This window comes from Vogesella sp. EB (assembly GCF_001037925.1).
GTDB lineage: Bacteria > Pseudomonadota > Gammaproteobacteria > Burkholderiales > Chromobacteriaceae > Vogesella > Vogesella indigofera.
Genome location: NZ_LFDT01000018.1, coordinates 58,987 through 67,210 on the forward strand (window position 1 = coordinate 58,987; position 8,224 = coordinate 67,210).

Below are 8,224 nucleotides of genomic sequence, written 5' to 3' on the forward strand. Positions count from 1 at the left end.
AGGCGAAAACGGCAGAGGACGCGGCGTTTAGCGGGAGATAAACCCGCATGCCGAAGCCGTTTTCAACGCCGCATCGCCCTGTGGACATCCGTCACAGCCGATCATGAACCGGTGCTCAGCCGTGAACGATGGCCAGCACCTGGTTGCCGTTGCCCTGGTAGTGCAGCTGGTCGAAGGACAGCTTGCGCGCGATGAGGATGCCGCGGCCGTGGCTGCTGATCAGCTGCGTGGGGTCGTCGACCAGGTAGCGCGCCCAGTCGAAGCCGTTGCCCTGGTCGCTGATGCTGAAGTGCAGGTCGCGGCCGTGGCGCTGCATGCTGACGCGAACCTCGCGCGCGCCCAGCACCGGGTCGGCCAGCCGCTGTTGCAGCGTCTCCTGCCAGCGGTCCTCGCGCTGCAGCTGGGTTTTTTCCTGATAGTCCAGCTCCAGGTTGCCGTGCTCGATGGCGTTGACGATCAGCTCGAACAGGCCGGTGGCGGTCTTTTCCGGGCTGCTGCTGGTGCGCGCCAGCAGTGCGGTGACGCAGCGCGCCTCGTGCAGCTGGCGGAAGCCGAAGCTGGCCTGCTCCAGGTGCTGCAGCGCGTCCAGCTGCTGGTTGGCCAGCTCGACGAAGTACTGGTGGCGGTCCCAGTGCTCGGTGGCGGCGGCGACCACCGCCAGCAGCATGTCGCGCGAGAACGGCTTGGTCAGATAGTAGAAGGCGCCGCCGGCCAGGCTTTCCTGCACGCTGGCGGCGGCGCCGACCGCGGTCTGCATGATCACCGGCAGGAAGGCCAGCCGCTCGGTGGCCTTGATGCGTTTGAGCAGGTCGACGCCGCTGATGCCGGGCATCATCTTGTCGAGCAGGATGGCGGAAAACTGTTCGCCCTCGCGCTGCAGGATCTGCCACGCGTCCTCGCCGTTCAGCGCCTGCTGCGTATCGTAGCCGGCGTCTTCCAGCAGGTCGGTCATCAGTTCCAGGTTGAACGGTTCGTCGTCGACCAGTAACAGGCGTTTTTTCATCAGGCTGATTCCTCGCTGGCGCCAACGCTGCCTCGCGGCAGGGTGACGCGGAAATGGGCGCCGCGGCCGGCAACCGGCAGGATCTCGATGCGGCCGCGGTGGGCGTGCACGATTTCGCGGCAGATCGCCAGCCCAAGGCCGGTGCCGCCGGCGCCGGTCTTGGTCAGCGAACTTTGAATGAAGGTGTTGAAGATCTGCTCCTGCTCGGCGGCCGGCACCCCGGGGCCGAAATCGCGCACGCTGAGGCAAAGGTTGGCCGCCGTGTCGATGGCGAGGTCGATCTGTACCGGCGCGCCGGCGGGGCTGAACTTGATGGCGTTGCTGAGCAGGTTGCGCAGCAGCTGGCCGATGCGGAAGGCGTCGATCTCGGCGTACAGCGGCGCGTTGCCGTGCACTACCAGCTGCAGGTAGACATCGTGGCGCTGCGCCATGCCGCGCAGCTCGTCCACCGCCTCGCGCGCCACCTGGCCGACGTCGCACGGCGCCATGGTGTAGATCATCTTGCCGACCTCCATCTTCGACAGGTCGAGCAGGTCGTTGAGCAGGGTCAGCAGGCGGGTGCCGCTGCTGTGGATGCGCTCGAAGTAGTGGCGCAGCTTGTCGGCGGCGACGCGCTCGACGCGGTTCTGCCCCATCTCGGCAAAGCCGAGAATGGCGTGCATCGGCGTGCGCAGCTCGTGCGACATGTTGGCGAGGAATTCGGTCTTGGCGCGGCTGTTTTCCTCGGCCAGCTCCTTGGCGTGGCGCAGGTTGTCTTCCGCCGTGCGCTGCGCCGAGATGTCCTGGTACAGCCAGATCGAGCCCAGTGCCGGCTTGTCGGCGCTGACCGCCTTGCCGTACATGTACACCCACTGCGCCGCGCCGTCGCCGCGCTGCAGGCAGATCTCGCCCTGCGACACCTGGCCGCTGTGCAGCACCGGGTAGACCTGGCGCCCGGTGCGGGCGAAGTGCTCGTCGCTGTCGTACAGGATGCGCGTCGACTGGCCGATGATCTCGTCCTCGCGGCGGTGGAACAGCTCGAGGAAGGCGTGGTTGACCTGCTTGAACTCCAGCTCGACGATGTAGGCCATCGCCATCGGGCTGGCATCAAGCAGCGCCGACAGCTGCCGGCTCTGCGTTTCCACCTGTTCCGCCAGCGAGTCCTTCAGCTGGATCAGCGCCGCCTCGCTCGCCTTGCGCGCCGAGATGTCGCGGCATACCGCGATGTACACCGCGTCCTGCTCGATCACCACGTGGGTCAGCGACACCTCCACCTGCAGCATCTGCGACGCGCTGCAGATCATCAGCGCCTCGAACGGGCGGCCGATGCGCGGCGCGACGTGGTGCTCGAAGCCCAGCGCCGGCTCCGCCGGATGCAGCTCGCTGAGCAGCGCGCCGGCCGGCAGTGCCAGCAGTACGTCGCGCGACTGGCCCAGCATTGCCTCGGCGGCGCGGTTGAGGTCGCGGATCAGGCCGTCGCGGCCGATCACCAGGATGGCGTCGCCGCTGCCCTCGACGATGGCGCGCAGGCGCAGGATGGTCTGCTTGTAGCCGTCTTCCTGTTGCTGCTGCTGCTGCAGCTGCTGTTGCAGCAGCGCGTTCTGCGTGCCCTGTGCCTGCAGCCGCTGGCGCTGTGCCTGCTGGCTGTGCTGGCTGTGGCGCACGATCAGGCCGGACAGCGTGGCCATGATCACCAGCGCCAGCAGTATCGCCGCGTCCTGGCCGTAGTGGTGGCTGCTGTCGCTGTCGGCGGTCGGGTACAGCTCGAAGATCAGCGGCTGGCCGCCGATGGTGCGGGTGGACGACAGCGCCGGCTGTTCCGGCGGCGGCGGATGATCCAGCCCCACGCTGTCGAGGATCACCGTCTGCGCGCGATCCTTCAGCAGCACGCGCAGGCGGTAGGGCAGCGCCGGGCGGAACACGTCGCCGGCCATCGGCACCGTGCTGATCAGGCCGCCGGGGTTGATGCCCATCACCAGCAGCTGGTCGCCGGGGCGGCCGCGGGCGCTGAAGAAGGCGGACAGGCGGCTGGCGTTGCCGGCCTGGATCAGCGCGATCGCCGGTCGGCCGGTCTTGCTCACCCGCTGCAGCGCGGCCTCGACATTGCCCTGCGAGGCGAGGTCGAGCTGTGCCGGCAGCGCCTTGCTGTTTTCCGGGTATTGCTGCTCCACCGGGAAGTGCAGCGGCCGCGGCTGCGCGGTGGTCAGCCGGTTGTCGCGGTATTCGCGCAGGATCACCGTCTGCTGCCGCTCGTACAGCAGCCGCTGCGGCGGGGTGATGCGACGCGCGGTGGCGACGAAATCGAACAGCGTGTTGTCGGAGAGGATGAACGGTGCAAAGCGCTGGAACGCGCTCTGGCCGTTGTGGCCGTTGTCGGACAGCAGCAGCTCGGTGGCGGCCTGGCCGGCCAGCAGCGCGTAGTTGAGCTGGTTGGCGGCGTTGTCGACCAGCAGTTCCGCCTCGCGCAGCTGCTGGTTGCGCAGCTGCTGCCGTTCGCTGTCCTGCTGCAGCCAGCTGGCGCCCAGCCACAGCAGCAGGCCGCTGCAGGTGCCCAGCAGCCACAGGATGCGCGGCGAGCGTGCGGTTATCACCGGGCGGCCCTGTGCACTTACTGGCGGCGCAGGGTCTGGTACAGCGCGGCGAATTCCTGCGACAGCTTGTGGCGCGCATCGAGGTACACCATCGGCAGGCTGCGCTCGTGCGATTCGCGGATCTTCACCGACGCCGACAGCGGCGGGTCCAGCACCGGCAGGCCGGCGTCACGCAGCTCCTGCACCAGCCGTTGCGGCAGGCTGGCGCGCGGCTGGAACTGGTTGACGACGATGCCTTCCACGCTGAGGCCGCTGTTGTGGTCGGCGCGGATCTCGCCGACGCTGTCGATCAGCCCCAGCAGCGCGTGGCGCGAGAAGCTGTCGCAGTCGAACGGGATCAGGCAGCGGTTGGCCGCAATCAGCGCCGAGCGGGTGTAGAAGTTCAGCGCCGGCGGGGTGTCGATCCAGATCTCGTCGAAGTCGCCGTCGAGCTGTTCCAGCGCGTCGCGCAGCTTGAACATCTTGTAGCGCGCTTCCAGCTTCACCATCAGCTCGGCCAGTTCCGGGTGCGAGGCCAGCAGGCTGAGGTTGGGGTGGGCGGTGGCGGTGACGAAGTCGGTCACCGGCTTCTCGAACATGCTGATGTTGAGCATCTGGTGGAACAGCCCGGCCACCGACACCGGCGGCGGCGTGGTGCTGCCGCTCAGGTAGTGGCTGCTGTTGCCCTGCGGGTCGAGATCGACCACCAGCACGCGGCGCCCGGCGGCGGCAGCGGCGGCGGCGAGGTTGACGGTGATGGTCGACTTGCCGACCCCGCCCTTCTGATTGAATACAACGCGACGCATGCTGGCTCCCCGGGGGTCAAATCACGAAATCGTTAGGCCGCTCAGCGGCTGCGCTGGCAGACGAATTCCACCTGCTGGAAGGCGGCGGACTGCTTCACCACCGGCATCGGCTTGATCTCCGCCTCGCTGAAGCTGCGGCTGAGTAGCTGGCGGCCGCCGTCGTCGAGCAGCGCCATGCTGCGCAGGCGGAAGGTCTTGGCGGTGCAGTTCACTTCCCACTGGTTCAGCGAATACTTGTGCTGCGGCGTGTTGAGGAAGTTTTCCTTGCGCGGATTGAAGATGGTCTTGCGGTCGCGGAACACCGTCAGCGCGCCTTCGCGGCGGATGCTCAGCACGTCGACCTCGTGCAGGATATTGCCGTTGGGCGACACGCCGATGATCTGCCACTCGGCGTTGGGCACCGTGACCGGTGCCGGTAGCGGTTTGGCGGTGCCGGGCCGGACCGGCTTGGTGCTGCCCGGACGCGGCTGGGTGGCGCAGGCGGCCAGCAGCAGGCTGGCGGCGGCAAGGAAAATCAATCGCATATCACGGCTACTTTCTAAAGACATGGGAAAGTCTCGCACACTCTGCCGATAAAGCCAAAGTGGCGAGTCGCGGGCGGCGTGCCGCTTTGGCGTACAATGGACGCCCCCAATGGAAATCACCGATGCAGCACGCGCTCTCGATACTTCAGAACACTTTCGGCTACCCGGCGTTCCGCGGCATGCAGGGCGACATCATCGAGCATGTCGCCGACGGCGGCCACGCGCTGGTGCTGATGCCCACCGGCGGCGGCAAAAGCCTGTGCTACCAGATCCCGGCGCTGCTGCGAGACGGCGTGGCGCTGGTGGTGTCGCCGCTGATCGCGCTGATGCAGGACCAGGTGGCGGCGCTGCAGGAAGCCGGCGTCGCCGCCGCCTGCCTCAACTCTGCCACCGCGCCGGACGACGCCCGCGAGATCGCGCGCATGGCGCGCAGCGGCGAGCTGGACCTGCTGTACGTGGCGCCGGAGCGCCTGCTCAGCCCGCGCTTTCTCGATTTCCTGGCCAGCCTGCCGCGGATCGCGCTGTTCGCCATCGACGAGGCGCACTGCGTCAGCCAGTGGGGGCATGATTTCCGCCCCGAATACCAGCAGCTGGGGCTGCTGTTCCAGCGTTGGCCGCAGGTGCCGCGCATCGCGCTGACCGCCACCGCCGACGCCGAGACCCGCGCCGACATGCTGCACTTCCTGCAATTGCAGGACGCGCGCCAGTTCGTCACCAGCTTCGACCGCCCCAACCTGTTCTACCAGGTGGTGGAGAAGGACAGCGCCAAGAAGCAGCTGCTGGCCTTCATCGAACACGACTATCCCGGCGCCTCCGGCATCGTCTACTGCCTGTCGCGCAAGCGGGTGGACGACACCGCGGCTTGGTTGTGCGAAAACGGCCTGCGCGCGCTGCCTTACCACGCCGGCATGAGCCACGCCGAGCGCGACGCCAACCAGCGCGCGTTTTTGCGCGAGGACGGCATCGTGATGGTGGCGACCATTGCTTTTGGTATGGGCATCGACAAGCCGGACGTGCGCTTCGTCGCCCACATCGACCTGCCGAAAAGCCCGGAGAACTTCTACCAGGAATCCGGCCGCGCCGGTCGCGACGGCCTGCCGGCCACCAGCTGGCTGTGCTACGGCCTCAACGACATGGTGCAGCTTACGCAGATGATCGAATCCGGCGACAGCGCGGAGCAGCAGAAGCAGGTGGAGCTGACCAAGCTCGACGCCATGCTCGGCTACTGCGAAACCGCCAGCTGCCGCCGCCAGCAGATTCTCGCCTACTTCGGCGAGGCGTCGGCGCCGTGCGGCCAGTGCGACAACTGCCAGCGCCCGCCGGCCACCTTCGACGCCACCGTGCCGGTGCAGAAACTGCTGTCCTGCATCTATAGAGTGGAGCAGCGCTTCGCGGCCAGCCATGTCATCGACGTGCTGCTCGGCCGCGCCAACCAGAGCGTCACCCACTTCGGCCACGACAAGCTGTCCACCTTCGGCATCGGCCGCGAGCTGAACCAGAAGGGCTGGCGTTCCATCATCCGCCAGCTGGTGGCGCGCAAGCTGCTGGTGGTCGACATCGTGCGCGGCCAGTCGCTGCTGCTCACCGACGCCTGCCGGCCGTTGCTGAAGGGGCAGCAGCAGATCGCGCTGCGGCCGTTGGCCGACGACAAGAAACGGCAGAGCGTGCACGCCGAGCGCTGGCTGCGCACCGAGCGCGAGGAGCGGCTGTGGCAGGCGCTGCGCCGCTGGCGCAAGGCCACCGCCGACGAGCACAACGTGCCGGCCTACGCGGTGTTCTCCGACAAGAGCCTGCAGGAACTGGTGCTGCAACGGCCGCAAACGTTGGCCGCACTGAAGAAGATTTACGGCCTCGGCGAGCTGAAGGTCGCCCGTTACGGCAGTGCGCTGCTGGCGCTGGTGCGCGACGGCGAGGCGTGATCCGGGATCACGGATTCAGTTACAATGACGCGACACCAAATTACGGAGAAACGTCATGCCAGTGAATCTCAAGCCCATCGATAACGCGCAGCTCGCGCCCATCGCCGGTGTGGACCTGTCCTACGCCTGCGCCGGTATCAAGAAGCCGGGCCGCAAGGACGTACTGGTCATCCGCATCGACAAGGGCAATACCGTCGCTGGCGTGTTCACGCAAAACCGCTTCTGTGCCGCCCCGGTACAGATCTGCAAACAGAATCTCGACGCCGGCGTGCAGATCCGCGCGCTGGTGATCAACACCGGCAACGCCAACGCCGGCACCGGCGAATCCGGCCGCCAGAACGCCCGCGCGGTGTGCGAGGCGCTGGCCCAAGAACTGGACTGCTTGCCGGAACAGATCCTGCCGTTCTCCACCGGCGTGATCCTCGAGCCGCTGCCGGTCGACAAGATCGTCACCGCACTGCCGACACGGCAGGCCGCTACCTGGGCTGACGCCGCCGAGGCGATCATGACCACCGACATCGCGCCGAAGGCGACCAGCCGTACCATCGACATCGACGGTCACGCCGTCAACATCACCGGCATCGCCAAGGGCGCCGGCATGATCCACCCGAACATGGCCACCATGCTCGGCTTCATCGCTACCGACGCCGCCATCACCCGTCCGGTGCTGAGCCAGCTGGTGAAGGATGTCGCCGACCTCAGCTTCAACAGCATCACCATCGACGGCGACACCTCCACCAACGACAGCTTCATGCTGATCTCCACCGGCCAGAGCGATACGCCGCGCATCGACTCCGTCACCCACCCGGCCTACGAGCAGCTGAAGGCCGCGTTGCTGGACGTCTCCGTCGAGCTGGCGCAGGCCATCGTGCGCGATGGCGAAGGCGCCACCAAGTTCATCACCATCCAGGTCGAAGGCGGCCGCAGCGTCGCCGAGTGCAAGGCCGTCGGCTACGCCATCGGCCGTTCGCCGCTGGTGAAGACCGCCTTCTTCGCCTCCGACCCCAACCTCGGCCGCCTGCTCGCCGCCATCGGCTACGCCGGCATCAACGATCTGGATGTCGATCGGCTCGAGCTGTACCTGGACGACGTGCTGGTGGCCAAGGACGGTGGCCGCAATCCGGACTACCAGGAAGCGGACGGCCAGCGCGTGATGCAGCAGGCTGAAATCACCGTGCGCGTGGTGCTGGGTCGCGGTCTGGCCAACGCCACGGTGTGGAGCTGCGACTTCTCCTATGAGTACGTGAAGATCAACGCCGACTACCGCAGTTAAGCATTGCCCAGGGTTGGCCGCAGGGTTTGCGGCCAACGTTGTCCGCGTCAGCGGCCGCCGTCAGGCGGCCGTTAACGTTTCAAAAGCGGGTAAATATAAAAATCGGGCGTAAAAAGGCGGGATTTGAATATTTGGCTGGCGGGGCAGGGC

6 protein-coding genes are annotated in these 8,224 nt (G+C 67.0%); 2 read left to right on the forward strand and 4 right to left on the reverse strand.

The window, feature by feature from the left end:
• Positions 1–115 precede the first annotated feature (115 nt).
• From ACG97_RS11430 to ACG97_RS11445, 4 genes are read right to left on the reverse strand one after another with little or no spacing between them, the layout of a single operon-like run.
• Entirely contained in the window at positions 116–1,003 is an 888-nt protein-coding gene (locus ACG97_RS11430) for a response regulator (protein WP_047967491.1), read from the reverse strand.
• Positions 1,003–3,573 (reverse strand): ATP-binding protein, encoded by a 2,571-nt coding sequence (locus tag ACG97_RS16960; protein ID WP_053068152.1) that lies wholly within the window; start codon positions 3,571–3,573, stop codon positions 1,003–1,005. Before ACG97_RS16960 ends, ACG97_RS11430 begins: the two co-directional genes overlap by 1 nt.
• A gap of 17 nt (positions 3,574–3,590) precedes the next feature.
• Entirely contained in the window at positions 3,591–4,358 is a 768-nt protein-coding gene (locus ACG97_RS11440) for a ParA family protein (protein WP_047967492.1), read from the reverse strand.
• 41 nt (positions 4,359–4,399) lie between these two features.
• Positions 4,400–4,882, reverse strand: a complete 483-nt coding sequence (locus ACG97_RS11445) for a surface-adhesin E family protein (RefSeq protein WP_047967493.1) — start codon at positions 4,880–4,882, stop codon at positions 4,400–4,402.
• 122 nt (positions 4,883–5,004) lie between these two features.
• Between ACG97_RS11445 and recQ the strand changes: the two genes are divergently transcribed.
• Both recQ and argJ read left to right on the forward strand, forming a co-directional pair.
• A complete protein-coding gene (recQ, locus tag ACG97_RS11450) occupies positions 5,005–6,801 on the forward strand; it encodes a DNA helicase RecQ (protein ID WP_047967494.1) in 1,797 nt (598 codons plus the stop codon).
• Positions 6,802–6,856: 55 nt separating this feature from the next.
• A complete protein-coding gene (argJ, locus tag ACG97_RS11455) occupies positions 6,857–8,074 on the forward strand; it encodes a bifunctional glutamate N-acetyltransferase/amino-acid acetyltransferase ArgJ (protein WP_047967495.1) in 1,218 nt (405 codons plus the stop codon).
• Positions 8,075–8,224: the final 150 nt, after the last annotated feature.

Excerpts from the sequence above, each read along its gene's own strand:
- ACG97_RS11430 (WP_047967491.1), bottom strand. The coding sequence starts at position 1,003 with ATGAAAAAACGCCTGTTACTGGTCGACGACGAACCGTTCAACCTGGAA.
- ACG97_RS11440 (WP_047967492.1), bottom strand. The coding sequence starts at position 4,358 with ATGCGTCGCGTTGTATTCAATCAGAAGGGCGGGGTCGGCAAGTCGACC.
- ACG97_RS11445 (WP_047967493.1), bottom strand. The coding sequence starts at position 4,882 with ATGCGATTGATTTTCCTTGCCGCCGCCAGCCTGCTGCTGGCCGCCTGC.
- recQ (WP_047967494.1), top strand. The coding sequence starts at position 5,005 with ATGCAGCACGCGCTCTCGATACTTCAGAACACTTTCGGCTACCCGGCG.
- argJ (WP_047967495.1), top strand. The coding sequence starts at position 6,857 with ATGCCAGTGAATCTCAAGCCCATCGATAACGCGCAGCTCGCGCCCATC.